We start from the raw sequence: 22,377 nt of genomic DNA, 5'->3' as shown, positions 1-22,377 counted from the left end.
CCGTCACGCCGCGGCCCTTTCGGCGTCCGGGAACACCATCGCTGCCAGAGGGGCAAGGCGTTGCTCCCAGCTGTAGCTTTCCACCATGCAAGCGCGGCCGGCACGACCGAGCGCCGCCGCATCCGTCGGCCGCTCGATCAATCCGCGGATCGCCGCCGCCATCGCCTCCGCACCGTCGGCGACGACGAGGTCCCGCTTCGGCTGCGCCTCGATGCCTTCGAACGCCGCCGGGCTGGCGACGACCGGCCGCGCCATCGCCATCGCCTCCAGCACCTTGTTCTGGATTCCTCGCGCGATCCGGAGCGGCGCGACGACGATGTCGGCCGCAGCTAGCCAGCTGCGCATGTCGGCGACGGCCCCGGTAACTTGGATCCGCTCACCGGCGAGCGCGCGCACCGCCGGCGCCGGGTTGCGCCCGGCGATGACGAAGCGGCCGATGGGCAGGCGCGGTAGCACTTCGGCGGCGAACCAGCGCACCGCGTCGACGTTCGGCGCATAATCCATCTGGCCGGTGAACAGGAGGATCGGCCCCTGCCCGCGCTCGTCGTCGGCCAGCGGCGGGAAATCGGCCGCCGGATCGAAGAAGACGAGGTCGATGCCGTTCGAAAGCGCCCGGATGTTCGGCAGGCCCGTCCGCTGCCGGAACAGGGCGGCCTCCGCTTCGCTGACGAAGGTGGTCACGTCCGCGCGCGCCGCGGTGGCGCGCTCGAATGCGGACAGTCGGCGGGCCTCGCGCTGATTCACCCAGCGCATCGGCCCGCGCCCGTCGGCGGCATATTGGGCGAACTTGTCGGAATCGACGTCGCCGAGATCCATGACGAAGCGCTGCGCCAGCCCGGATGGGACGAACTGCGCCATCTGGCCGGAAAAGGCGAAGACGGTACCCACATTGCCCTCGGCCAGGAGCCGCTCGACGAAGGCGCGAAGCCGTGGGCTGTCGAAGAGGGTGAGCGAGACCGGCTTGCTCTCGACCAGGGCACGCGCCCCGGCGGCCGCCTTGCCGGTCCTGCGGACCTCGACATGAGTTGCGCCGAGCCGGTTCGCCATCGCCTGGCGCAGCCCGGCCAGATGCGCGGCATCGGCCTCGTCGTCGGCGAAGCAGGCGAGGTGAACCCGGCCCAGCTCCCCCAGGGCGCGCAGCAGGTGCCAGGAGCGGATCTTGTCGCCGCGGTCCGGCGGGAAGGGAATGCGATGCGCGAGGAAGAGCAGCTCGCGATTCATCCGAGCCCCCGCGCGATCAGCGGACCGATCCGATTGGCGGCCCACAAGGGAAGTTTCTTCCAGAGCGCGATCTTGAGCCTGTATTTGGGGTCCTTCGGGTCGAGCTCGCGCGGCGCTCCGCCGGCGCCGGCGCGGACCGCATAGACGAGCGGCACTTCCTCGAAGCCCCAGATCTTCTTGCGCTGCCAGGGTCCGGTGCCGACCTTGGAACGGCCGAAATCGACCGTCCGGCAGCCCCGCCCGAGGGCGCGCAGCATGACCTCGAACCAGATCAGGTCATTGGCGCGGCAGGTTCGCGCCTCGCGCGTGCCGCCGCCCCAGAAGGGCAGGCACACGTCCTTGAAGTAGAAATTGAAGTGGGTCGCCACCGCATGGCCGTCATGCCAGACCGCGACGATCTCCGCCTCGCCCGGAAAGGCGTCGAGCATCGCCTCGAACAGGCGACGCGGGAAGACCGGCGTTCCGAGGTTGCGGACGCTTTCGCCATAGACGCGAAAATGGGCTTCGACATGCGCGCGGTCGGTGCCGACGGTCGTGAGCGGCGCGACGGCGAGCGCGCGCCGGACCTCGGCCCGCTGCCGGCGCGGGATCAGCTTGAGCAGCGTTTCCTCGTCCGCGGCCAGGCTGCGCTCGAAGCGCGACGCAAATCCCTCGCGGCGAGCGAATCCCTCCGGAACCGGCCCACCGCGAAGCTCGATCGTGCCGCAGCCCGCGGATTCGGCCGCCCTCCATCCGGCCTCGGCCAGCGCCCGCGCGGCGGTATCGCTCTCGGCGAGAATGCCGCCGCCGGTACCGAAGCCGGTCGAGACCAGAGCGTTGCCGAACAGAGGGGAACGCATCTCGGTCAACGGCAGGCAGCCGACGAGCGCCCCGCCTCGCTCGGCGACGAGATACTGGCCGCGCTGGCCGCAGCCTTGCTCGACGCCGCGGCCCCAGCCCGGGCGATGGAAGATCGTGCCCTCAGGATGCTCGGCGACGAAGGCGTCCAGTCGCGCAGCCTGGGCGGCATCCTTCGTGTCGATCGCGCGGACGGCAACGGCAAGGGCCGGAGCGGGTGCGTTCATGACAGCCTCGCGCGCTCGCTGGCGGCGACATGGTCGGTTCGCTCCCATTCATGGTCCCTAAGCAATTTCAGGAGCTTGGGCTTCATGACAGAGAGATTGGTGTAATGGCGCAGACGCGAACGCAGCAGCGCGTCGGCGATGCGCGGCTGATCCGGGTCGATCTCCCAGGGATGGAAGTAGAAGATGGCCGGCCGTCGGTCGGCGCGGTTCACCCGCCTGACAGCCCAGCTCGAGAAAGCGTAAGGGAGCAGGCGAAAGAAGCCGCCGCCTCCCGCCGCGAGACGGCGCCCGCCGACCTGGACCGTGGTCACCGGCAGCTCGATCAGCTCGGAGCCTGGGACCGGCCGCCAGGCGAAGCGCGGCGCCTCCGGCCAGCCATAATGATCGTGGGCGATCGGGGCGACGCTCGACGAATAGGCGTAGCCCTGGTCGGCGAGTACCGGATGGGCCCAGGGCGTGCGGGAATCGATCGAGAAGCTCGGCGCGCGATAGCCGGTCACCTTGTGGCCCGTCGCATCCTCGATCGCGGCACGAGCGCGGACGAGATCGTCACGAAACTCCGTCTCGGTCATCGTGAACACGCGGCGATGGTCCCAGCCATGGCTGGCAAGCTCGTGCCCCGCCTCGGCGATCCGTCGGACCAGCGCCTTGTGGCGCTCGGCGACCCAGCCCAGAGTGAAGAAGGTCGCCTTGACTCCGGCGGTCGCGAACAGCTCCAGGACGTTGTCGGTATTGCGCTCGACCCGTCTCGGCAGCGTCTCCCACGCGTCGCGCGCGATCACCGCCTCGAATGCGCCGACCTGGAACCAGTCCTCGACGTCGACGGAGAGGGCGTTGCGCAGCGACATGACCCGGTCAGGCCGCGTGCGTGCGATACGCCGCCTCCGGGTTCTCGACCCAGTCGACGAGCAAGGCAAGGACGTGGCGAAGGCTCGCTTCCTGCTCCTCCAATCTGGCCTCGAGCGCCGCAATGCGGCGCAGCAGCGCCGGATCGGCAAAGGCGACGGCCGGCGAGCTCGGCTCCGACGACTGCTCGTTGGCCGGCTCCGCGACGGCCTGCGGCCGCGCGCCGCGCAGCGGCAGGACCCTTTCCGGTTCCCGCTTCGGGGCGGCGGCAGGCTCCGGCTCCCGCTGCCGGACCGGAGCCGGTTCCGCCGCGGCCGCCGGCGAGTCGGTGCCGATGTCGGCGGCGACGGCCTCGACCGCCTCCGCTTCGATCGTGTCGAGCGCCTCCACCGCGGCGTGCAACATGAGCCGGTTGGCGAGCTGGTTGAGCCGCCGCGGAATGCCGCCGCTGTGGACGTGGAGCGCGGCGAAAGCGGCGGGGCTGAAGACGGGCTGCCCCATCCAGCCGACGATAGCGAGGCGGTGCCTCACATAGGCCTCGACCTCGTCGGCCGCCATCGCCTCGAGATGATGGAGGGCGATGACGCGCTGGCGGAGCTGCTCGAGACCCGGCGAGCCGATCTTGTCGCGGAATTCGGGCTGGCCGAGCAGCACGACCTGGAGAAGCGCCTTGCCAGCGATCTGGAAGTTGGAGAGCATCCGCAATTCTTCAAGCGCCGATACCGGCAGGTTCTGCGCCTCGTCGACGATCAGCAAGGTGCGCTTGCCGGCACGAACCTCCTCTTCGAGCCGCTGCTCGACGGCGTCGAGCAGCCGCGCCTTTTCGACGCCGCCGGTCGCGATGCCGAGCCCCTGGGCGGTCAGGCGGAGCATGTCGTCGCCCTCGACCTGGGTCGAGACCAGGCTGATGGCGTTGAGCCGGGCACGGTCGATGGTCGCCAGCAGGTGGGCGACCAAAGTGGACTTGCCGGCGCCGATCTCGCCGGTGATGACGATGAAACCCTCGCCCTGGGCCAGGCCGTAGCCGAGATAGGCCATCGCCTTGCGATGGGTCCGGCTCTCGAACCAGAAGCGTGCGTCGGGCGTCAGCTGGAAGGGCTGACCTGTCAGGCCGAAATGCTCGATATACATAGTCTCTCCCTGGCCCCTCGCCCCGTCAGAACGTGTATCTCAGGCCCAGCAGGCCGGAGAGAGCGGTGCTCGAAAGCGTGCCGTCGTCGGTATGATCGATGCCGAGCGCCGCCAGCAGTCGCATCCGGTCGAGGAGCAGCCGGCGCGTGTAGCTGGCGGTGGCGCCGGTGGTGAACACCTTGTCGAAATCGGCCTCGTCCGTGTCGAACCAATTGGCGTAGAGGTCGAAGTCGAGCTGCGAGCTGCGGCTGAGCTGGCGGCCGAGCGAGGCATAGACGCCGTAATTCTCGTCGGTGTTGCCGCCGAGCAGGTCGAAGTCCGGATCCTGGTCGGGCCGGCCGTAACGGCGGTGATTATAGCCGGCGCCGATGCCCCAGCTCCACAGGCCGCGCTCGCCCGAGACGACGAGGCTGGCGCCCCGCATCCGGAAGGTGCTGCCGCGCAGCGACTGCAACCCGCGGTCGAGGCAGGCGCCGCTGCCTGGATCGGCACCGAACACGCAGCCACCGAGGCTGCCGGTCAGAGGATTACGTACGACCTCAAATTCATCCGGCAAGTTGCTGAGATCGCTGACGATAAGATTGCCCGCCGTTTCCACGGTGTCGTAGACGACGACTCCGACGCCGGCCTGGGCGCTGAACTGATGAGAGAGCGAGCCGACGACGGTCGTGCCGCCATAGCGGTGGCCGGCGCGCACCTGCAGCTCGGTACGGGCGCTCGGCCGCCAGATCAGGCCGGCATCGTAGATGATGCCGCTGAGATCGTAGGTGAGCACGCGCGGCCGGTTCGGGTCCGCCACCGGACCGCCGTCGGGGCCGACGATCGGGTCGCCATTGGCATCCTCGGCGAAGTCGAGCTGGCTCGCTTGGATATCCTCGTAGCCGACGCCCGCGGTCAAGGCGAGCGTCGGCGTGACCGGGACGACGACGTCGCCGCGGACATAGGCGCCCTCGAACTCGTCGTCGAACTCGCTGTCATTCTCGCTGCGGGCATAGCCGGCGCCGACCGTCCAGCCGACCGGCAGCCGGCCCGGCGCCATGCCGACGCTGGCGGTGGCGCTATGGGTGACGGCGGAATCGATCTGGTCCGGCGCGGCGCCGTCCAGCATATCGTCGTCGATCGTCACATAGCCGAGCCGATAGGCGGCGTTGACCGCCACCGGGCCGGCATGGGTGGAGAGGGTCGGGCCGGCATAGGCGCCATAGACCTCGACCGCTTCGTCGCGGTCGGTGGTGCCGACGGCCCGGCCCTGCCCGCCGGTGCGGGTGGCGATCGCCCCCGCCTCCATCTGCAGCGCGCCGGGAACGACCTCGACGCCGATCTGGGCGATGCCCGAATGGACGTCCTGGTCGCCGACCTCGCCCGACCATTCGATGTTGCGCTGGTAGCGATAGCTCATCTGGACGGTGACGCGGCGGGTCTGCACCCGCCCATCCACGCCGGCGGCGACGCTGGTGTAGGTGAGGGTGTCGCCGCCATCCAGGTCGGCGCTGACCACCTGGGCGACTTCGAGATAGGGCCGGATCTCGGCGCGCGAGCGTCGCGCCCGTGACTGCGTCGGCGCCGCCTCCGCGGAACCGGCCTCGGCCGGCGGCGGCGCGTAGGACACGCCCGAAGGCGGCGGCCCGTCCTGGGCCTGAGCGGCGGTGCTTGCCGCGACGGCAAGGCCGGCGGCGAGCAGCAGCCGCCTGAGCGGCCTGGCGAGGTTCAGGTCAGGCCGCATCGTCTGAATGTCCGTAATAGGCCCCGAAATTGCGGCCGGAGACCGCCATGGCGGCGCCGTTGAGGATCAGGCTGAGATGGTCGCAGCCGACGAGCAGCCCCACCGTCTCGCGCAGGTCCGCCTCGGTGGTGCGGTCGGCGCGGACGACGACCAGGACCTGGCCGACATGACCGGCGAGCACCGTCGCCGGCGAAGCCATCAAAGCGGGTGGGGAATCGAACAGGATGAGCCGGCGCGGATTGCCTGCGACGAGGCGGCTCAGCACCTCGCGAGTCCGCTCGGAGGCGAGCAGTTCCGGGACGTCGTTCGCCTTGCGGCCGGCCGGCAGCAGCGAAAGCCCCGCCACGTCGGTGCGGATGACGAAGCGTTCCGGATCGGCGGAGGGATCGGCGAGCGCGTCGACCAGCCCGGCGCCGGCCTCGATGCCGAGGATCGACGGCAGGTTCGGCTTGCTGAAGTCGCCGTCGACCAGAAGCACCTCATAGGCGCGCTCGCCGGCGAGCGAGAGCGCCAGGTTGAGCGCGCAGAAGCTCTTGCCGTCCTGAGACTGGGCGGAGGTGACGAGGATCGAGCGCCTCTTCTCCTCCGGCTGCGAGACCCGCCGATCGATGCCGGCCAGCAGCTGGCGCTTGATCAGCCGGAACTCTTCCGCAAGCCCGGTCGAGGGCGAATCCGGAAGGAGATAGCCGGCGGCGGCAAGCCGTTGGCGATCGACCGTGGCGATTGCGGGAGCGCCGGCCGGCGCCGGTCTCGGCGTCGACGGCGGAACGGGCATGACCGGCGGCGGCACTTCGGCGGCCGCTGGAGGCGATGCGGGTGCCGGCGCGACCGCCGGCGGAGCCGCCATCGGGTCGGTGGCGGGGGTGCGGGCGCGAAGCGCCGCGCCGAAATCGTAGACTTCGGCGGCGCGCTCGATCAGCGAGATGCGGTCATGCTTCATCTTGTCCCTCACGCCACCGAGCTTCGCTGCCAGAATTCGACCAGGATCAGGATCGCGTAGCTCGCCGCCAGCGCCGCGCCCGCGCCTCCCAGCCAGATCAGCCGCTGCCGCCGGCGCGCCCGCTCCGGCGGCGTCACCACCTCGCTAAGCGTGCCCAGCACGGGCAGCCCGGTGACGGCGGCGAGCCGGCTCTCGGTCGGGAAGGTCGTCTGCAGCTGTCCCTTGACGAAAGCGGCGGCGATTCCGGCGCCCGCGGCGACGATCAGGATCAAGGTGACGAAGAGCGGCCGGTTCGGCGCCGCCGGGACGCTCGGGACGCTCGGCGGCTCGACGACCTGAATATTGAGCGGGCTGGTGCGGGTCTGCACGTCGCTGCGCAGCCGCACCTGCTCCCGGTTGGCGAGCAGCTGGTCATATTGCTGCTTCAGCACCTCATAGTCCCGATTGAGCCGGGTCTGCTCGGCCGCGAGGCCCGGCTCGGTCGCCTGGCGCGAGCCGAGCTGGCCGAGGTCGGACTGGAGCTGATTGCGCCGCGCCGTCATCGCCGCGAGCTGGGCTTCCCGCTCGGCCATCATCGCGCGCAGCGACACGTAGCTGGGATTGGGCATCCCGGCGGTGCCGCTGCGCCGCTCGGCGGCGGCATAGGGACGCAGCCGCGCGATCTGCTGGCGGGCGGCGATCACGTCGGGATGCTGCTCGGTCCAGCCGCGCGCGAAATTCTGGTTGAGCTGCGCCTCCATCGCGGCGATCTGGCCGCTGGCCGTGCTCGCCGCCTCGCCGATCCCCGGCATGGACTGCGGGGTCGCGGCGAGCTGGCCGCGCATCGCGTTGACCGCGCCCTGGGCCGCGACGATCTGCTGCTCGATATTGGCGAGCTCGGCGCGCGCCGCCGACATCCGCTGGTCGATCGTGCCGGTGCCGGGAAGCAGGCCCATGAAGCGCTGCTCGAACTCGACGCGGCGCTGCTCCGCCTCCTGCAGCTGGGTCTCGCGGCGGCGCAGCTCCTCGTCGAGGAACTGCAGCGACTGGCCGGTCTCGCGGCGGTCGCCGGAGAGATTCTGCTCGATGAAAAGGTCGATCAGGCCCTGGACCGTGCCGGCGGCGGTCCGCGCATTCTGGCCGTTGGAGAAGCCGGAGACGTTGGACCGGGCGGTGATCTCGATCATCCCGTCGGGCATCGCCATGATCACGATCCGGGTGCGCAGCGCCGAGACCACGCTGCTGAGGTCACGCTCGCTCGCCACCAGGCCATTGAGATCGGTACGACGCACCACCTTCACGAGATTCTCGTTCGAGGTCAGCGTCTGCTTCAGCCGCAGCAGCTGGTTCTGGCGCTCGTCCGGGGTGATGCCGATCTGGTTGGGCAGGATCGACTGCATCTGGACGAACAGCCGCGCCTTCGCCTCGTAGCTGTTCGGGATGAGCGCGATCACCAGCCAGCCGAGCAGGGCCACGCCCCAGGCCACGGCCATGGCCAGCCAGCGCCGCTGCCACACCTGGTGAATCGCGATCCGGAACTGTTCGTAGAGTCCATCCATCGGGAGCTTGTGTCCTTGTCAGGGCCGAGCGGGCCGCCTGGGGCGCAGGCGCCTCAGAACATGCTCTCCGGGATGATGATGACGTCGCCCGGCTCGAGCCGGACGTTGGCGCGCACGTCGCCGCGGCGCAGCAGGCTGGCGATGCGCAGGTCATATTCCCGCTGCTGCCCGCTCTCGCGGTCGACCCGGATGAGCCGCGCCCGATCGCCGGCGGCGAACTCGGAAAGGCCGCCGACCGCGATCATCGCGTCGAGCAGGGTCATGTTGGCGCGATAGGGAATCGCCGCGGGGCGCTCGGTGGCGCCGACGATGCGGATCTGCTGCGAGAAGGTGCCCTGCGGCCGATCGACCATCACCGAGACCAGGGGATCCTGGATATATTCGCCCAGGACGACGCGGATGTCCTCGGCGAGCTGGGCAGGGGTCTTGCCCACCGCCACCATGTCGGTGATCAGCGGCGTGGTGATGCGGCCGTCCGGGCGGACCTGGACGCGGGCACCGAGCTCGGGATTGCGCCAGACGAAGACGGTAAGCTCGTCGAGGGCGCCGATGATGTAATTCTCGCTGACCTGCTCGCCGCCGCCGACGATGCCGGCGGACGGCAGGCTCTGGCCGCTGCGGCCCGTGGAGGCGCAGCCGGACAGCAGGGCCGCGCCGGCCAGCAAGGCGAGGGTCAGCGGGGACTTGGCGGCAAGACGCATATTCGATCCTCTTCACCATCGAAGCGCCGCCCGAAGTCGTGGGCGGCGTCTGATCCCTCACCCGCTCCGGCCGTCCCTGTTCGGGATGGACGGGGCACAGGATTTGGGGTCGATATGGCGGCAAGAGGTAAAATTACGGTTATGAACAAGGCCCATTTCGGCACCGTCCCGATCTGGGACCAGGGCCGCTCGAGGCGTTAAATCTGAGGCATTTAAGGAGATGAACGACGTTGAGGATGCCGCTCTTCGGCTGCCTCAGGCGCCGTTACGCGCCGACCGGCATCTCCGTCGCCGAATGCTGGGCGAGGAAGGCCTGGGGACTGGCGGAAAGGCCGTAGGCCCCCGCCATGAAGACGGCGACCAGATCGCCGACATCCGCCCTCGGCATCATGGCGTCGTCGGCGAGCCGGTCGAGAGGCGTGCACAGGCAGCCGACGATGCTGACCTCCTCCTCGGCTTCCGCCCCGAAACGTCCGGCGATGGCGACGGGATAGTTGCGGCGGATCACCTGGCCGAAATTGCCGGAAGCGGCGAGCTGATGGTGCATGCCGCCGTCGGTGACGAGGAAGACCCTGCCGTGGCTCTCCTTGCGGTCGACGATCCGGGTCAGATAGACGCCCCCCTCCCCGACCAGCCAGCGGCCAAGCTCGATCGCGAAGGTGGAGCCGGAAAGGATCGCGGCGCGGGCCGCGAGCGCCTCGGCCAGGGCAGCGCCGACCGCCCCGACGTCGAGCGGCTTCTCGCCGTGGAAATAGGGAATGCCGAACCCGCCGCCGAGATTGACCAGCGGCGGCGGCGCGCCCGCCGCTTCCGCCAGGCTGCCGGCCAGCGCCACCGTCGCGCGCTGCGCCTCGATCAGCGCCGCTGGGTCAAGCGCCTGCGAGCCGGCGAAGATGTGGAATCCGCGCCACTCGGCGCCGGCGGCGAGGATTCGGCGGACGAGTGCCGGGACGCGCGCCGCATCGACTCCGAAGGGCTTGGCGCCGCCGCCCATGCGCATGCCGCTGCCCTTGATCTCGAAGTCGGGATTGACCCGGACCGCGATCCGGGGGGTCGTGCCGAGGCGCGCGCCGATCGCGATGGCGCGATCGACCTCCCCTTGCGATTCCGCATTCAGGGTCACCCCCGACCGGATCGCCGCCTCGAGGTCTGAGTCGCGCTTGCCTGGGCCGGCGAAGCTGACCAAAGCGGGATCGGCGCCCGCGGCGAGCGCGATGTCGAGCTCGCCCGCCGAGGCGATGTCGAGCCCGTCCACCTGCTTCGCAACATGCCTGAGTAGCGGCACGTATGAGTTTGCTTTTATGGCATAATGGAGATCGATGCCGTTGAAATGCTCGCGAAACGTCGCGATTCTGTGGCCGATCAGTGCGAGGTCGTAGACGAACAGCGGCGTATTCCCGGCCTCGCCGACGAGCGCGTCGGCGCGGCGGCCGCCGATCAGCAGCATGCCGTCGGCATCGGCGGCATAGCCGGCCGGTATCGCCCCCATCGGCTTGCTCATGCCATCAACTCGTTCTTCAGCTCCACACGGTCGAGCTTGCCGTTCGGACTTCGCGGCAGCGCGTCGCGCCAGACGATATGCGCGGGCTGCATAAAATTGGGTAACTGCCGCTTGAGAAAGGTTCTGAGCTCTTCCTCGCGCTCGCGGGCGGCGGGACGGGCGACGAGGACGATCGTCTCGCCGAGCCGCGCGTCGGGATAGCCGAGCGCCACCGCCTCCTGGACGATCCCGGAGGCGATCGCCGCTTCCTCGACCTCGGTCGGGCTGACGCGATTGCCGGCGGTCTTGATCATCCCGTCTTCGCGTCCGACAAAATAGAGCAGCCCCGCTTCGTCGCGTCGGACCCGGTCGCCCGACCAGACGGCGAGGCCGCCATGGGCCGAACCGGCAGGCGCCGGCTTGAATCGTTCCGCGGTGCGGGCCGGGTCTTGCCAATAGCCCTGGGCGACCAGCGGCCCGGCATGGACGAGCTCGCCTTCTCCGGCGCCCTCGATCGCCCGTCCGTCCGCGCCGGCGATCATGATCTCGGCAAAGGGGATGGCCCTGCCCATCGACTCCGGATGGGAATCGAGCAGTTCCGGCTCGAGATAGGTCGAGCGGAAAGCCTCGGTGAGGCCATACATCGAGTAGATGTCCGCGACCGGGAAGAGCTCGCGCATGCGCCGGATCACCGACGGCGGCAGCTTGCCGCCGCTATTGGTCAGCCGGCGCAGGCTCAACGCCGCGGCCGGTGGCCAGACCGCCTCGATCAATTGAACCCACAAGGGAGGGACGCCGGCCAAGGTACTGATATCATAGGCCTCGATGGCGCGTATCACGTCGCGCGCCGTCAGATATTCGAGCGGCACCGCGGCCCCGCCGGCGGCCCAGGCCGACAGCAGCTGGTTCTGGCCATAGTCGAAGCTGAACGGGAGCACGGCGAGCACCCGGTCCTCGGCCGACAGTCGCAGATAGGAAGCGACGCTGACGGCGCCGAGCCACAGATTGGCGTGGCTCAGCATCACCCCCTTGGGCCGCCCGGTGGAGCCTGAAGTGTAGAGCAAGGCGGCAAGCGCGTCGGGCGCGACGGAGGATGGCCCCAGCGCCTCGTCACCGCTGGACAAGGTGGCGGACTCCTCCTCGTCCAGCGGCCGGCAGGCGGACGGGACATCGTCCGGCTCGAGGGTCGCCAGCCGTGCACGGCCGGTGATGAGCAGCCGCGCGCCGCTGTCGGCGAGGATGTGGCCGACCTGCATGCGCTTGAGCAGCGGATTGATGGGCACGTGGACGAGCCCCGCCCGCGCCGCGGCAAGCGGCAGCAGGCTCGTCATCCGGCTCTTCGGGAGCCAACTCGCCACCCGGTCTCCCGCATCGAGACCCTGAGCTTTCAGTGCCGCAGCGAGCGTGCCCACCGCCTGCTCGAGCCCGGAATAGCTCAAAGTGCCCTCGCGCGTGTGCAGGGCCGGCGCATCGGCACTGCCGCGCAGGGTGAGATGGTCGAGCGGGCGGGGTGTGGGATCGGGGGCTTGCACTGGGGTTCCTTGCTGGCCCACAGCTTCTGCCGCAGCCGGGGAAGAAGGGAAAGGGCCAGGGTGTCGGCGGAGGTCGAGCTATTCGAGGACTGGGAAACGATCGCGGCCGACGCCGGCGGCCGCCTCGACCGCGCGTCCCAGCCAAGCGCTTACGCACGCCTTTCCTGGTTCCGGCTGATCGCCGAGCATTGCCCGCCCGCCGGCAAGCTGCTCGCGATCCGCGCCCGTGACGCGGCGCAGCGGACCTGGCTGTTCCTGGCGGTGGAGCATCCCCACGCCGCCGCCTTTGCCGCTTGGTACTCGCTGCGTTTCGATGCCGTCGGCGACCGCAGCGCCCCCCTCCTGACCGCGATCGCCGCGACGCTTCGCCACGGCGGCGTCGCCCGGGTCGAGCTGGCCCCGGTCGAGGATCCTGAACCGCTGCGCGCCGCCTTCGCCGCGGCGGGGTGGATCGCCTCCGTCACCGAGAAGACCGGCAACTGGATCGTGCGCACCGACGGCCAGGATTTCGAGACCTTCTGGGCGCGGCGGCCGGCGCGGCTGCGCAACACGGCACGGCGCAAGGCCAAGGCCGCCGGGCTCGATATCCAGATCTTCGACCGCTTCGACGCCGGCGCCTGGGCCGAATACGAGTCCGTCTATCGCGCCAGCTGGAAGCCCGACGAGGGCTCGTTCGGCTTCCTGCGGGCTCTCGCCGAGCAGGAAGGCGCTGCCGGCACGCTTCGGCTCGGTATCGCCCGCAAGGACGCAATGCCCGTCGCGGCGCAGCTCTGGCTGGTCGAGAATGAAGAGGCGACGATCCACAAGCTCGCCTACCGCGAGGATGCCAAGTCGTTGTCGCCCGGCACCATCCTTGGCGAAGCGATGTTCCGCCGCGCTCTCGATCAGGACCGCGTCCGGCTGATCGACTACGGCACCGGCGACGACGGCTACAAGGCCGAGTGGATGGAGGAGCGGCGGCCGCTCTGGCAGCTCACCGCCTATAATCCGCGCACCATCGCCGGCTTCGCCGGGGCGGCGAGGGCCTGGGCATCGGCGCTTGCCGCTCGTCGGCGAAGCCGGTAGGTCGCGCGGCGCAATGATGAAGAGGGCCGAGCATGGTCGCCGCCTTTGACGACGAACAGGAAATTGACGCGACGCTGCGCGCCGTCCTGGTGGACGTGCTGGGCCTGTCGGAGGAACGGGTTCGCGGCTTCGACGAGAGCACCCCTCTGTTCGGCGCGCTGCCCGAATTCGACTCGATGGCGGTGGCCGGCCTGTTGACCGAGCTCGAGGAGCGCCTCGGCATCCTTATCGAGGATCACGAGGTCGACGCCGACATGCTCGAGACTTTCGGCGCGCTCCTCACCTTCGCCCGGGCCAAGGCGCTGCAGTGAGCGCAGCGGCCCTCGCTTACGAGAGCTTTCGCAGCGACGGCCGGGATGAATGGATGATGCGGATCGGCGACCGCGAGGCGACGCCGATCCTGTTCGTCCCGCCCTTGTTCGAGGAAATGAACCGCACCCGCGCCTTGATCGGCGCCGTCATGCGCAGGCTGGCGGCGCGGGGCCATGCCTGCTGGCTTCCCGATCTCGCCGGCACCGGCGAGAGCGAGCGACCACTCGAGGCGGTCGGCTGGGGCGACTGGCGGAATGACGTCATGGCGGCGGCCGAACATGCTGCGGCGGCCGCTGGCCGGCGGCCTCTGATCGCCGCCTTGCGGGGCGGCGCCCTCCTCGACGATGCGGCCGAGGCGAACGGCCGCTGGCGAATGGCGCCGGTCGCCGGCGCCTCGCTCGTGCGGGATATGGTTCGCGCCGGCATCGCCGGGGTCGAATGGGCGGGCTATGCTCCGTCGGAGGCGCTCAAGGCCTCTATCGGTGCCGCCACGCCCGCGGAAGCGGCGCCGATGCGCGTCGCGCGCCTCGCCAGCGATGCCGGAGCCGCCGACGTCAAGCTGCCCGGGCCGGCCCTATGGCGGCGCTCCGAGCCCGGCGCCTCGGAAGAGCTCGCGGAGGCGATCGCCGCCGACCTCGCCCACTGGGGATCGGCATGCGCCGCCTGCTGACCTTCGCCTGCGACGCCGCGACGCTTGCCGCCACCCTCGACGCGGCCGCGGGGGAGACCGGCCTGCTCCTCGTCACCGGCGGGAGCCAGACCCGGGTTGGTTCTCATCGGATGAGCGAAAGCCTCTCCAAGTCGTTATCGAAAGCTGGAATTCCCTGCATTCGCTTCGACCGTCGCGGCGTCGGCGACAGTGAAGGCGAGGATCCGGGCTTCCGGGCCAGCGGACCCGACATCGCCGCCGCCGCCGCCGCCTTTCGCGACGAGCAGCCGCAGCTGCGCCGCCTGATCGGCTTCGGCCTGTGCGACGGCGCCACCGCTTCGGCACTGTTCGGCGACGCCGCCGGGCTGGACGGCCTGATCCTCGTCAATCCCTGGCTGGTCGAAGCCGCTTCCGGCGAGCCCCCGCCGGCGGCCATCCGCCGCCATTATCGGGAGCGGCTTCTCAGCCTGGACGGCTGGAAGCGGCTGCTCACCGGCGCAGTCGATTATCGAAAGCTCTTCAGAGGCGTTCTGAAGTCCGGGCAGACCGCGCCGTCGACGCTGGCTCAGGAAGTGGCGGTGGCGATGGCGCGGCACCGGCTCCCGGTGGAACTGATCCTGGCGACTGGAGACGCCACCGCCATCGCGGCCGAGGCGGAACTGAAGGCGCCGGTTTTCAAGGATCTGGCGGTAGGGGTGCAAAGGCTTGAGACGGACTCTCACACCTTCGCGAGGTCAGGCGACGGGGAAAAGCTGAGGGACGCGGTTCTCGAAGCGATGCGCCGTCTCGAAGATCTTGCCACTCCCCACGCCCGTTCGTCCCGAGCGTAGTCGAGGGGCGCACCCCTCCGGCCCGCCGCCGGCCGCCTCACGCCTCCTCGAGCGCCCTCGCCTCCTTGGTCTCGAAATCCATCTCGGCGAGGAACTTCTCGGCGTCCAGCGCGGCCATGCAGCCGGTGCCGGCCGCTGTGACCGCCTGGCGGTAGATCTTGTCCATGACGTCGCCGCAGGCAAAGACGCCGGGTATCGCGGTCCGACTGGTGCCGGGCGTGACCGGCACATAGCCGTCGGCGTCGAGCTCGAGCTGGCCCTTGAGCAACTCGGTCGCCGGCGAGTGGCCGATGGCGATGAAGGCGCCCTCGGTGTCCAGCCGCTCGATCGCGCCCGTCCGCGTGTCCCTGAGGTCGACCGCGACCAGGCCCTCGGGCTCGCCGCCGGCGACGAAATCGGCGACCTCACGGTTCCACATCACCTTGATGTTGGCATGGGCGAACAGCCGATCCTGGAGGATCTTCTCGGCGCGCAGCGAGTCGCGGCGGTGGATCAGGGTGACGTCATGGCTGTGATTGGTCATGTAGAGCGCTTCCTCGACCGCGGTGTTGCCGCCGCCGATGACGATCACCTTCTTGCCCCGATAGAAGAAGCCGTCGCAGGTCGCGCACGCCGACACGCCCTTGCCCTTCATCCGCTCCTCGGAGGGGATGTTCAGCCATTTCGCCTGGGCGCCGGTGGCGATGACGAGCGTGTCGCCGAGATAGACGGCGCCGCTGTCGCCGACCATGCGGAAGGGGCGCTGGGACAGGTCGACCTCGACGATATGGTCCCATTCCATGCGCGCGCCGACATGCTCGGCCTGCTTCTGCATCTGCTCCATCAGCCAGGGGCCCTGGATGACGTCGGCGAAGCCGGGATAATTCTCGACATCGGTGGTGATGGTGAGCTGCCCGCCCGGCTGGATGCCCTGGACGACGATCGGCGCCAGGCCGGCGCGCGCCGCATAGATGGCGGCGGTGAGGCCGGCGGGGCCGGAGCCGAGGATCAGCATGCGGGTGGAATGGGTGGCGGCCATCGGGGATGCTTTCTGAGGCGGAATGACAGGGTATCGACCGGAGGTAGGGTCCTGCCCCGCCCCGTGCAACCGTCATTTGCGGGGCCGTCCGGGCGCTGGTAAGAGCCGCCGCATCCAGCGAAATCCAGCACGAAGGCAGTGACATGACCGCCCAGGAAAATCCACTCGGCCTCGATGGCTTCGAGTTCGTCGAATTCACCGGCCCCGATCCCGCAGCCCTGGCCGGCTTGTTCGTGGCGATGGGCTTCAGTCATCTCGGCAACCATCGCTCCAAGAATGTCCGCCACTATGCCCAGGGCGACATCAACTTCATCCTCAACATGGAGCCGTCCGGACAGGCCGCCGATTTCCGCCAGGCGCACGGCCCCTCGGCCAACGGCATGGCCTTCCGGGTGAAGGACGCGAAGAAGGCCTTCGCGATGGCGGTCGAGCGCGGCGCCAAGCCGGTCGAGACGCCGCGTGGTCCCGGCGAGCTCGAAATTCCCGCGATCGAGGGGATTGGCGGCTCCTATCTCTATCTCGTCGACCGTTACGGCGCCGAGCAGATCTACGATGTCGATTTCGAGCCGGTGCCCGGCGCGGCGCGGGACGGCCGATCGGTCGGGCTGCACACGCTCGACCACCTCACCCACAACGTCAATCGCGGCCGGATGAACCATTGGGCGCAGTTCTACGAGCGCATCTTCAACTTCCGCGAGATCCGCTATTTCGACATCGAGGGTCAGCAGACCGCCTTGCTGTCCCGGGCGATGACCGCGCCCGACGACAAGATTCGCATCCCGCTGAACGAGAGCCAGGACGAGCATAGCCAGATCGAGGAGTTTCTCCGCGAATATAAGGGCGAAGGCATTCAGCATCTCGCGCTGGCCACCGACGACATCTTCGCCACCGTCGACGCGCTGCGCGCCAACGGCCTGCGCTTCCAGGACTCGCCGGAAACCTATTACGACATGATCGACGAGCGTCTGCCCGGCCACGGCCACGATATCCAGGCGATGCGCGACCGCCGCATCCTGATCGACGGCTCCCCGGAAACCGGGGAGGGCTTGCTGCTCCAGATCTTCACCGAGAACATGATCGGTCCGATCTTCTTCGAGATCATCCAGCGCAAGGGCAATGAGGGCTTCGGCGAGGGCAATTTCAAGGCCCTGTTCGAGTCGATCGAGCTCGACCAGATCCGCCGCGGCGTGATCCCGGCGAAGGAGAATGTCTGAGCGCCCAGGCCCTTGAACCCGGCCGCCTGCCGCTTGCGGCAGAGCGGGTGGCGGCGATCTCGGCGCTGCTCGCGGAAGTGGAGCGGGACCATCGCGTCACCCTGCTCTGGGCCATCGAGAGCGGCAGCCGGGCGTGGGGCTTCCCCTCGCCCGACAGCGACTATGATTGCCGCTTCATCTTCGTGCGGCGGACCGAGGCCTATCTGACACCCTGGCCCGAACGCGACGTCATCGAGACGCCGCTGGTCGACGATCTCGACGTGAACGGCTGGGATCTGGGAAAAGCGCTGCGGCTCCTGCTCAACGGCAATGCGGTCGTCATCGAGTGGCTGCGCTCGCCCCTCGTGTATCGCGGTTTCACCGGGTTTAGGGATGAGCTGCTTGCCCTCGCGGCGAAACATGCGCCGAGAGACAGGATCGGCCGCCACTATCTTCACCTGGGCGAGCGACAACGCCGGACCTACTTCGGAGACGGCAGGGCAGTTGCGGCGAAGAAGATCTTCTACGCCCTTCGCCCCGCCGCCGCCCTACGCTGGCTGCGCCTGCATCCGCAGGAAACGCTCCCGCCAATGCACTTTCCCACCCTCATCGAGGAGAGCGACGTCCCGGCAGACGTGTCCGGCATCGTCGCGGAGATGATCCGCCGCAAGGCCGAAACGCGGGAGCTCGGATCCGCGCCGCTGCCGCGGCCGGTGTCGGAGTTCGTCGATCGCGAGTTCGATACCGCCCGCGCTTCCTTCGAGAAGAAGCTGGCGCCGCCGGCGCGCGAGGCGCGCCGGGAGGCCGAATCCCTCTTTCGGAAGTGGGTCGCGCTCGCGGAAACGTCACCAGGAGATGGTGCGTGATCCTCGACTGGCGCATCAAGGGGCTGCCGCCGCGAGCGGAGGGCCTGTCGCCGGCGGAGCTCGTCGGGCTCGGCCTCAGCCTGCTGGACGGCGACCTGATGATGCCGGCGGCGATCGTCCGGGAGGAGGCGCTCGCCCGCAATGTCCGCGAGATGCAGGCCTTCGCCGATCGTCACGGCGCCCTGCTCTGCCCGCACGGCAAGACCAGCATGAGCCCCGAGCTGTTCCGGATGCAGCTCGAAGCGGGGGCGTGGGGCATGACCGCGGCGACGGCGCATCATGTGCGGATCTACCGCCGGCTGGGCATCGGCCGGGTCTTCCTCGCCAACAGTCTCGCCGGCCGTGCCGACCTCGAATTCGTCGTCGGCGAACTCGCCGCCGATTCCGCCTTCGACTTCTACGCCCTCGTCGATTCCCCGGCCACGGTCGATCTGTGGGAAAAGGCGGCCCGCAAGGCCGGCCTCGCTCGGCCGGTGCAGCTGCTCGTCGAGACCGGCATGGCGGGCGGTCGCGCGGGCGTGCGCAGCGTCGGCGAAGCGGTCGAGGTGGCGCGCCACATCGCCGGCGCCGCGCCCTGGCTGGCGCTGCGCGGCGCCGAGACGTTCGAGGGGATCCACCCGGCCGGTGCGGACGGGCGGCTGGGCGCGGCCGACATGATCGACGTCGCGATCATCGCCGCGCACGACATGATCCGCGAGGGCCTGCTCGCCGAGGGGCCGCTCCTCCTCTCCGCCGGCGGTTCGGCCTTTCTCGACCTGTGCGCGGCGAAGCTGCCGGCGCGAATCGAGGGACGCGAGGTCGTCCGGATCATCCGGCCCGGCTGCTACGTCACCCACGACAGCGGCTGCTACCACCGCATCTTCGCCGGTGGCCTGCCCGAATCCGCCCCGCCAGGCGCCGATTTGCCCCGCCTCGCCCATGCCCTCGAGGTCTGGGCGCCGGTCCTGTCGGTTCCCGAGCCTGGCCTCGCCATCGTCGGCGCCGGCAAGCGGGACTTCTCCTACGATCTCGAGCCGCCCATCCCGCTCCATGTCTATCCCATTGGGAACACGGGAAAACTGGAACCAGCCGACGGCTTGTGCGTTACCCGTTTATGGGACCAGCATGCCGCTCTTTCGATGCCCGATAGCGCGCTGACGGTCGGGGATCTGGTCGGCTTCGGCATCTCGCATCCCTGCGCCACCTTCGATCGATGGCGCGCCTTGCTGACGGTCGATCGCGATTATCGGGTGACCGGTGCCGTCACCACTTTGTTCTGATCGGCACGGGTTGCACTGACGGCTCGCGCCGGTAAGCTTCCCCCCGAGAGGCGGCCGGAGCCGCCCCCACTTCACCACCACCAGAGGAGCCATGATGAACTTTCGCAACTCACTCGCCGCATCCGCGCTGGCCGCGGCTCTGCTTCTGCCCGCCGCCACCGTCGCCGCGCAGACCGCCGCGCCTGCGGCCGCCGCTCCGACCATCCAGGTCGGCGCGACCGTGAAGGATCCCCAGGGCGGCGAGGTCGGCCGGGTCGCCTCCGTCGACGGCGAGTTCGTCGTCGTCCAGACCGATCGTCACGCCGCGCGGCTGCCGGTCTCCTCCTTCACCCCGACCGCGGAGGCGGTGCTGTTCGGCCTCACCCGCGATCAGCTCAACGCCCAGCTCGACCAGGCGATCGCGCAGGCACAGGCCTCGATCGCCGTCGGCGCCGTCGTCCACGACCGCGAGGGGACGCCGATCGGCCCGATCCAGGCCATGGACGCCGAGACCATTACCGTCTCGGTCGGCGAGCAGCCGGTCCGGCTGCCGCGCTCGTCGGTCGCACCCGGCCAGGCCGGGCTGCGGATCGGCGCCACCCTCGCCGAGCTTCGGGCGCAGATCCCAGCCTCGTCGGCATCGACCGAGGCCGCCGGCGAAGGCGCCGGGTCGGACGGCAACTGATCCGATCGGAAGGGCCGGCGCTGCAGCCGGCCCTTCCGTCCTCTTTCCGCTGGGCATAAAGGATATTCCGCTTCCGGCGGCCCTGGCGGCCCGATAGAGATGCCTTCCGTAGCGGGGAGGCATGGATGAGCGCACAATCGGGTCGGTCGAAACTGTCGGAGATGGACGCGGCCGCGCCGGCGCCGCGCTGGGAGGAGGATGCGCTCGGCTTCCTCATCGCGCCGGAAACGCACGAAACCTTCTTCGAGCATTATTACGAGCGCGACGCGCTGCTCACCGCCCGCGGCGAGCCGACCCGCTATGCCGACCTTCTGACGCTCGAGACGCTCGACCATTTCATCGCCAGCGCGGATCTTCGCGAAGGCATGATCGATCTCACCAGCCACAAGACGCGGATCGAGCGCGACACCTATGTCGACGAGCGCGGACGGATCAGTGCCGTCGGGGTAGCCGAGAATTATCTGGCGGGGGCGACCATCATCCTGCCCCACCTCCACGACTCGCTTTTCAATCTCGGGGAATTCTGCCGGTCGCTTGAGGAGGTCTTCTCCTGCCACGTCCAGACCAACGTCTATCTGACCCCGTCGGGCAATCAGGGCTTCGCCACCCACTTCGACAATCACGACGTGTTCGTGATGCAGATTTCGGGATCGAAAGCCTGGCGCCTGTACGGTGTGCCGGTCGAGATTCCCTATCGCGGCGAGAATTTCGAGCTCGGCCGCTACGAGCCAGGCGAGGTTACCCGCACCTTCACCCTCGAGCCGGGCGACTGCGTCTACATCCCCCGCGGGATGATGCACGATGCCGAGAATGTCGGCGACGAGCCGTCGCTGCACATCACTGTCGGACTGATCACCAAGACCTGGGCCGATCTGCTGCTCGAGGCGATCTCGGAGCTGGCGCTGGCCGAGCCGGACTTTCGCCGCTCGCTGCCGCCGGGCTTTGCCAGCCGCGACTTCGATCGTGATGTCGCGCGCCGGCATTTCGACAAGCTGACCGCACTGATCGCCGAGAAAGCCAGCATGGACGGCGCCTTCGACCTGCTCGCCGACAATTTCCTGCGCGGCCGCCGTCCCAACGTCGCCGGCTTGGTGGCGAGCGCCCACCGCTTCACGCCGGAGGATCGCTTCCGCCGGCGCCGCTTCGTTCCCTGGAACGTCGCCGACGACGACGGCAAGATCGTGCTGATCGGCCCCGGCGGCGACCTCGATTTCAAGGCCGAGGATGGAGACGCGCTCGACATCGCCTTGTCTGGCGAGCCTTTCCGGGCCGACGCCTTGCCCGGAAACGATCCGGTCGAGATCACCCGGATGCTGTGGGCCGCGGGGTTTATCGAGCGCGTGGACTGACGCTGCCTGGCGCGCCTAATGAAAAGCGGGCCCGCCGTCATGGCGGGCCCGCTTCAAGTCCCTATGCTGGTCAGGCCGTCTCAGCGCCGGCCGCAACCCGGGCGGTCGGCATTGGCACCGCTGTCGGAGTCGCTGGTGCCGTTGCCGCGGCCGCGGCCGGCCGGATCGGCGTTGGAGCCCGAATCATTGTCGCTGCAGGCGCGGTAGCGGCGGGTGCCGCGTCCATTGCCGGCGCGATCGCCCGAATCATTGTCGGTCAATCCGGTGCGGTTGGCCGGATCGCCCGGATCGCCGTCGGTGATCTGGAGCGCCTTGGCGCTGCCGCCGAGCGCCACCATCGCGCCGCCGCCGATAACGGCGCCGCCGACCACGCGCGTCATGAACGAGCGCCGGCTGACCTTGCGTAAATCCTTCATAGCGATGCCCTCCCCGTGGAAGACATCACTTACGCTTCAAGCCGCGAATTCACAACGATTTTCGCGGCCTTAGCGGCGAGATTGGACCGGGATCGCGCGGCCGCGGCAATGGTGGCGGACCGCTTCGACCAAAGCGAAGTCGCCCGCCTCGCGGGCCATTCGCTCGCCCTCCTCGCAATCGCCGAGGCGGACGGTCTCGCCGACCAGCTCGCCGAGCGCCCGGCCCTGATTGGCGAGCCTGTGTCGGCGGTCGGCGTCGGCGGTGGCAAGGTCCTGCTCCACCCGCCGCTGCGCCTCCGCCTCGCGCCGCATCGCCTGGTCGTTGGCCGTGGCCCAGCCGGTCCACAGGCTGCGAAAGTTCGGCTGGGACGGCTCGGGCGCCGGCGCCGGCGATTGGGCGTGCGCCGGGGCGCTCGCGGCCAGCGCGGCGATCAGGCAGGAACGGACCAGAGAACGCATGCTTCTCCCTCGCAGCCGGAGAAGCACAGCGAACCGATATGGTAGCGGAGGAGGGACTTGAACCCCCGACACGCGGATTATGATTCCGCTGCTCTAACCAGCTGAGCTACTCCGCCCCATC

General features: G+C 69.3%; 22 protein-coding genes and 1 tRNA gene. 9 read left to right on the top strand and 14 right to left on the bottom strand.

The genetic code is table 11. The annotated features are described in order from the left end of the window. Nucleotides 1–3: 3 nt before the first annotated feature. From DDE10_RS02380 to DDE10_RS02335, 10 genes are all read right to left on the bottom strand, one after another. The gene (locus tag DDE10_RS02380; RefSeq protein ID WP_114951099.1) at nucleotides 4–1,221 is read right to left on the bottom strand and encodes a TIGR03087 family PEP-CTERM/XrtA system glycosyltransferase; all 1,218 of its coding nucleotides are present in this window, start codon (nucleotides 1,219–1,221) and stop codon (nucleotides 4–6) included. After that, a complete protein-coding gene (locus DDE10_RS02375) occupies nucleotides 1,218–2,285 on the bottom strand; it encodes a FemAB family XrtA/PEP-CTERM system-associated protein (RefSeq protein WP_114951098.1) in 1,068 nt (355 codons plus the stop codon). Before DDE10_RS02375 ends, DDE10_RS02380 begins: the two co-directional genes overlap by 4 nt. Continuing rightward, nucleotides 2,282–3,133 carry an XrtA system polysaccharide deacetylase gene (locus DDE10_RS02370; RefSeq protein ID WP_284734392.1) on the bottom strand — a complete coding sequence of 284 codons (852 nt, stop codon included), beginning with the start codon at nucleotides 3,131–3,133 and terminating at the stop codon, nucleotides 2,282–2,284. The genes DDE10_RS02375 and DDE10_RS02370 overlap by 4 nt, the downstream gene beginning before the upstream one ends. A gap of 7 nt (nucleotides 3,134–3,140) precedes the next feature. After that, a complete protein-coding gene (locus DDE10_RS02365; RefSeq protein WP_114951097.1) occupies nucleotides 3,141–4,262 on the bottom strand; it encodes an ExeA family protein in 1,122 nt (373 codons plus the stop codon). A 25-nt stretch (nucleotides 4,263–4,287) separates the two neighbouring features. After that, on the bottom strand, nucleotides 4,288–5,985 hold the full coding sequence (locus DDE10_RS02360) for a hypothetical protein (RefSeq protein ID WP_114951096.1): 1,698 nt from the start codon (nucleotides 5,983–5,985) through the stop codon (nucleotides 4,288–4,290). Beyond that, the gene (locus tag DDE10_RS02355) at nucleotides 5,975–6,925 is read right to left on the bottom strand and encodes a P-loop NTPase family protein (protein ID WP_114951691.1); all 951 of its coding nucleotides are present in this window, start codon (nucleotides 6,923–6,925) and stop codon (nucleotides 5,975–5,977) included. Before DDE10_RS02355 ends, DDE10_RS02360 begins: the two co-directional genes overlap by 11 nt. Nucleotides 6,926–6,933: 8 nt before the next feature. Next, nucleotides 6,934–8,463, bottom strand: coding sequence for an XrtA system polysaccharide chain length determinant (locus tag DDE10_RS02350; RefSeq protein WP_114951095.1), 1,530 nt, complete (start codon nucleotides 8,461–8,463; stop codon nucleotides 6,934–6,936). A gap of 53 nt (nucleotides 8,464–8,516) precedes the next feature. Continuing rightward, complete coding sequence (locus DDE10_RS02345) at nucleotides 8,517–9,164, bottom strand: XrtA/PEP-CTERM system exopolysaccharide export protein (protein ID WP_114951094.1); 648 nt, start codon at nucleotides 9,162–9,164, stop codon at nucleotides 8,517–8,519. A 265-nt stretch (nucleotides 9,165–9,429) separates the two neighbouring features. Then, on the bottom strand, nucleotides 9,430–10,665 hold the full coding sequence (locus tag DDE10_RS02340) for a pyridoxal-dependent decarboxylase, exosortase A system-associated (RefSeq protein ID WP_114951093.1): 1,236 nt from the start codon (nucleotides 10,663–10,665) through the stop codon (nucleotides 9,430–9,432). After that, nucleotides 10,662–12,176: an acyl-CoA ligase (AMP-forming), exosortase A system-associated gene (locus DDE10_RS02335; RefSeq protein WP_114951092.1), complete on the bottom strand. Its 1,515-nt coding sequence runs from the start codon at nucleotides 12,174–12,176 to the stop codon at nucleotides 10,662–10,664. Before DDE10_RS02335 ends, DDE10_RS02340 begins: the two co-directional genes overlap by 4 nt. Nucleotides 12,177–12,236: 60 nt before the next feature. On the opposite strand from DDE10_RS02335, the gene DDE10_RS02330 reads away from it, so the two are divergent. From DDE10_RS02330 to DDE10_RS02320, 4 genes are read left to right on the top strand one after another with little or no spacing between them, the layout of a single operon-like run. Next, complete coding sequence (locus DDE10_RS02330; protein ID WP_162806222.1) at nucleotides 12,237–13,241, top strand: GNAT family N-acetyltransferase; 1,005 nt, start codon at nucleotides 12,237–12,239, stop codon at nucleotides 13,239–13,241. Between the two features lie 32 nt (nucleotides 13,242–13,273). Further along, nucleotides 13,274–13,552 carry an acyl carrier protein gene (locus tag DDE10_RS02325; RefSeq protein ID WP_114951091.1) on the top strand — a complete coding sequence of 93 codons (279 nt, stop codon included), beginning with the start codon at nucleotides 13,274–13,276 and terminating at the stop codon, nucleotides 13,550–13,552. After that, nucleotides 13,549–14,223, top strand: coding sequence for an alpha/beta hydrolase family protein (locus DDE10_RS23300; RefSeq protein WP_162806220.1), 675 nt, complete (start codon nucleotides 13,549–13,551; stop codon nucleotides 14,221–14,223). The genes DDE10_RS02325 and DDE10_RS23300 overlap by 4 nt, the downstream gene beginning before the upstream one ends. Beyond that, on the top strand, nucleotides 14,208–15,032 hold the full coding sequence (locus tag DDE10_RS02320) for a hydrolase 1, exosortase A system-associated (RefSeq protein WP_162806218.1): 825 nt from the start codon (nucleotides 14,208–14,210) through the stop codon (nucleotides 15,030–15,032). The genes DDE10_RS23300 and DDE10_RS02320 overlap by 16 nt, the downstream gene beginning before the upstream one ends. A 37-nt stretch (nucleotides 15,033–15,069) precedes the next feature. Here DDE10_RS02320 and trxB read toward each other — a convergent pair whose 3' ends face one another. Further along, nucleotides 15,070–16,050: a thioredoxin-disulfide reductase gene (gene trxB, locus DDE10_RS02315; RefSeq protein ID WP_114951089.1), complete on the bottom strand. Its 981-nt coding sequence runs from the start codon at nucleotides 16,048–16,050 to the stop codon at nucleotides 15,070–15,072. Nucleotides 16,051–16,193: 143 nt separating this feature from the next. Between trxB and hppD the strand changes: the two genes are divergently transcribed. The 5 genes from hppD (at nucleotide 16,194) to DDE10_RS02290 (ending at nucleotide 21,381) form a co-directional block, all read left to right on the top strand. After that, nucleotides 16,194–17,264: a 4-hydroxyphenylpyruvate dioxygenase gene (hppD, locus tag DDE10_RS02310; protein WP_114951088.1), complete on the top strand. Its 1,071-nt coding sequence runs from the start codon at nucleotides 16,194–16,196 to the stop codon at nucleotides 17,262–17,264. 47 nt (nucleotides 17,265–17,311) lie between these two features. Continuing rightward, nucleotides 17,312–18,109, top strand: coding sequence for a nucleotidyltransferase domain-containing protein (locus tag DDE10_RS02305; RefSeq protein WP_284734391.1), 798 nt, complete (start codon nucleotides 17,312–17,314; stop codon nucleotides 18,107–18,109). After that, on the top strand, nucleotides 18,106–19,368 hold the full coding sequence (locus tag DDE10_RS02300; protein ID WP_114951086.1) for an alanine racemase: 1,263 nt from the start codon (nucleotides 18,106–18,108) through the stop codon (nucleotides 19,366–19,368). Before DDE10_RS02305 ends, DDE10_RS02300 begins: the two co-directional genes overlap by 4 nt. A gap of 94 nt (nucleotides 19,369–19,462) precedes the next feature. Then, nucleotides 19,463–20,032 carry a hypothetical protein gene (locus DDE10_RS02295; RefSeq protein WP_114951085.1) on the top strand — a complete coding sequence of 190 codons (570 nt, stop codon included), beginning with the start codon at nucleotides 19,463–19,465 and terminating at the stop codon, nucleotides 20,030–20,032. Nucleotides 20,033–20,157: 125 nt separating this feature from the next. After that, nucleotides 20,158–21,381, top strand: coding sequence for a cupin domain-containing protein (locus DDE10_RS02290; RefSeq protein ID WP_114951084.1), 1,224 nt, complete (start codon nucleotides 20,158–20,160; stop codon nucleotides 21,379–21,381). Between the two features lie 80 nt (nucleotides 21,382–21,461). On the opposite strand, the gene DDE10_RS02285 is transcribed toward DDE10_RS02290, so the two are convergent. The 3 genes from DDE10_RS02285 to DDE10_RS02275 form a co-directional block, all read right to left on the bottom strand. After that, a complete protein-coding gene (locus DDE10_RS02285; protein WP_114951083.1) occupies nucleotides 21,462–21,797 on the bottom strand; it encodes a hypothetical protein in 336 nt (111 codons plus the stop codon). A gap of 69 nt (nucleotides 21,798–21,866) precedes the next feature. Further along, the gene (locus tag DDE10_RS02280) at nucleotides 21,867–22,256 is read right to left on the bottom strand and encodes a hypothetical protein (RefSeq protein ID WP_114951082.1); all 390 of its coding nucleotides are present in this window, start codon (nucleotides 22,254–22,256) and stop codon (nucleotides 21,867–21,869) included. Nucleotides 22,257–22,295: 39 nt separating this feature from the next. Continuing rightward, a tRNA-Met gene (locus tag DDE10_RS02275) sits at nucleotides 22,296–22,372 on the bottom strand. Nucleotides 22,373–22,377 lie beyond the last annotated feature (5 nt).

The sequence above is a fragment of the Sphingosinicella terrae genome (genome assembly GCF_003347635.1).
GTDB classification, from domain to species: Bacteria; Pseudomonadota; Alphaproteobacteria; order Sphingomonadales; family Sphingomonadaceae; genus Allosphingosinicella; species Allosphingosinicella terrae.
This window is presented reverse-complemented; position numbering and strand designations above follow the sequence as displayed.

Excerpts from the sequence above, each read along its gene's own strand:
- trxB (WP_114951089.1), bottom strand. The coding sequence starts at position 16,050 with ATGGCCGCCACCCATTCCACCCGCATGCTGATCCTCGGCTCCGGCCCC.
- DDE10_RS02380 (WP_114951099.1), bottom strand. The coding sequence starts at position 1,221 with ATGAATCGCGAGCTGCTCTTCCTCGCGCATCGCATTCCCTTCCCGCCG.
- DDE10_RS02345 (WP_114951094.1), bottom strand. The coding sequence starts at position 9,164 with ATGCGTCTTGCCGCCAAGTCCCCGCTGACCCTCGCCTTGCTGGCCGGC.
- DDE10_RS02360 (WP_114951096.1), bottom strand. The coding sequence starts at position 5,985 with ATGCGGCCTGACCTGAACCTCGCCAGGCCGCTCAGGCGGCTGCTGCTC.
- DDE10_RS02285 (WP_114951083.1), bottom strand. The coding sequence starts at position 21,797 with ATGAAGGATTTACGCAAGGTCAGCCGGCGCTCGTTCATGACGCGCGTG.
- DDE10_RS02320 (WP_162806218.1), top strand. The coding sequence starts at position 14,208 with ATGCGCCGCCTGCTGACCTTCGCCTGCGACGCCGCGACGCTTGCCGCC.
- DDE10_RS02340 (WP_114951093.1), bottom strand. The coding sequence starts at position 10,665 with ATGAGCAAGCCGATGGGGGCGATACCGGCCGGCTATGCCGCCGATGCC.
- DDE10_RS02280 (WP_114951082.1), bottom strand. The coding sequence starts at position 22,256 with ATGCGTTCTCTGGTCCGTTCCTGCCTGATCGCCGCGCTGGCCGCGAGC.
- DDE10_RS02290 (WP_114951084.1), top strand. The coding sequence starts at position 20,158 with ATGAGCGCACAATCGGGTCGGTCGAAACTGTCGGAGATGGACGCGGCC.
- DDE10_RS02295 (WP_114951085.1), top strand. The coding sequence starts at position 19,463 with ATGAACTTTCGCAACTCACTCGCCGCATCCGCGCTGGCCGCGGCTCTG.
- DDE10_RS02350 (WP_114951095.1), bottom strand. The coding sequence starts at position 8,463 with ATGGATGGACTCTACGAACAGTTCCGGATCGCGATTCACCAGGTGTGG.
- DDE10_RS02365 (WP_114951097.1), bottom strand. The coding sequence starts at position 4,262 with ATGTATATCGAGCATTTCGGCCTGACAGGTCAGCCCTTCCAGCTGACG.
- DDE10_RS02325 (WP_114951091.1), top strand. The coding sequence starts at position 13,274 with ATGGTCGCCGCCTTTGACGACGAACAGGAAATTGACGCGACGCTGCGC.
- DDE10_RS02375 (WP_114951098.1), bottom strand. The coding sequence starts at position 2,285 with ATGAACGCACCCGCTCCGGCCCTTGCCGTTGCCGTCCGCGCGATCGAC.
- DDE10_RS02370 (WP_284734392.1), bottom strand. The coding sequence starts at position 3,133 with ATGTCGCTGCGCAACGCCCTCTCCGTCGACGTCGAGGACTGGTTCCAG.
- hppD (WP_114951088.1), top strand. The coding sequence starts at position 16,194 with ATGACCGCCCAGGAAAATCCACTCGGCCTCGATGGCTTCGAGTTCGTC.
- DDE10_RS02355 (WP_114951691.1), bottom strand. The coding sequence starts at position 6,925 with ATGAAGCATGACCGCATCTCGCTGATCGAGCGCGCCGCCGAAGTCTAC.